Annotated in this window: 1 protein-coding gene; it reads left to right on the top strand. The window is 67.5% G+C overall.

Annotation, left to right across the window (positions count from 1 at the left end; genetic code table 11):
* Nucleotides 1–203 precede the first annotated feature (203 nt).
* Nucleotides 204–1,544 (top strand): IS256 family transposase, encoded by a 1,341-nt coding sequence (locus AB0K34_RS46605; protein ID WP_138642364.1) that lies wholly within the window; start codon nt 204–206, stop codon nt 1,542–1,544.
* The last annotated feature ends 53 nt before the right edge of the window (nt 1,545–1,597 follow it).

Here is a 1,597-nt window from a genome sequence, read left to right as displayed (position 1 = left end):
GGGGGTATTCCCTCAGGTGTGGAAAGTGATCTTGCTGGGGAGCAAGTGATCAGTGGGTGAAGCGCCCACGTTCTTCGGGGGGAGAACCACACGTCATGTCCGTGATCGACCGTGTCGACGACACCACTTCAACTACCGTAAGTGATCTTTCGGCTACCGTGACGGAGGTGAGTGGGCCCGAGCAGGACAGCACGCGCCGCCCGATCCGGGAACTGCTGGACGACCGGCTGCTGGACCAGCTGCTGGCCCGGTCCCGGGACGAGGCCGGCGGGCTGCGGCTGACCGGCGAGGGCTCGATGCTCGGCGACCTGGTCAAGGCCGTGCTGGAGCGGGCGCTGGAGGCCGAGCTGACCGCGCACCTGGGCTATGACAAGCACGCCAGCGACGGGTACGGGACCGGCAACTCACGCAACGGCAAGATCTCCAAGACGGTGCAGACCGGGGTCGGTCCGGTCCGCCTGGCGGTGCCGCGCGACCGGAAGGGGTCGTTCGAGCCGGTGCTGGTGCCCAAACGCGCCGGGCGGGTGTCGGGCGGCCTGGACGACATGGTCATCAGCCTGTACGCGCACGGCATGACGGTGCGCGACATCGTCCACCACCTCGACCAGGTCTACGGCACCCAACTGTCACCCGAGACCGTCTCCCGCATCACCGAGCAGGTGATGGACGAGGTCAAAGCCTGGCAGCGCCGCCCCCTGGACCCCGTCTACCCGGTGGTGTTCTTCGACGCGCTGATGGTGAAGGTGCGAGACAACCACGTCGTGCACAACAAGCCCGCCTACCTGGCGGTCGGGATCGACACCGACGGCGACAAACACGTCCTGGGCATCTGGGTCCCCAAAGCCGGCGACGGCCCGGCCGGCCCGCCCGGCACCAACCGGATCGGGGAGGGCGCCGCGTTCTGGCGCGGCGTGGTCGCCGACCTGCGCAACCGCGGCGTCCACGACATCCTCATCGCCTGCGTCGACGGCCTGACCGGGTTCGAGGACGCCATCTGCGCCGCGTTCCCGCACACCACCGTCCAATCATGCGTGGTGCACCTGATCAGAAACAGCCTGCGCCCCGTCCCGCGCAAGCACCGCGCCGCCGTCGCCGCCGAACTGAAGAAGGTCTACACCGCGCCCGACGCCGACGCCGCCCTGGACGCCCTCGCGGCCTTCGCCGACACCGACCTGGGCAGACGCTACCCGCAGGCAGTGAAGGCCTGGGAAACCGCCTGGGAACGGTTCATCCCGTTCCTGGCCTTCACCCCCGCCGTCCGCAAACTCCTCTACACCACCAATGCCATCGAGTCCCTGAACTACCAGCTCCGCAAGGTCACCAAGGCCCGCGGCCACTTCCCGACCGACGACGCGGTGGTCAAGCTGCTCTGGCTGGCCATCCTCAACATCGAGGACAAACGCGCACGCGAACGCGCCGCCAGAGCCGACCTGGACGGTGTCCGCGCCGGCTATCCGGCACGGCTCATCGAGGGCCAGAAGACCTACGGGTGGGCCGAAGCCCTCAACGAACTCGCCGACGCCTACCCAGACCGCATCCAGTAAAGACAACCAGACCCACAACAAGATCATCTTTACACACTTCGAGTTACAGGCTC

It is taken from the genome of Actinomadura sp. NPDC049382, assembly GCF_040677125.1.
GTDB lineage: Bacteria > Actinomycetota > Actinomycetes > Streptosporangiales > Streptosporangiaceae > Spirillospora > Spirillospora geliboluensis.
This window is presented reverse-complemented; position numbering and strand designations above follow the sequence as displayed.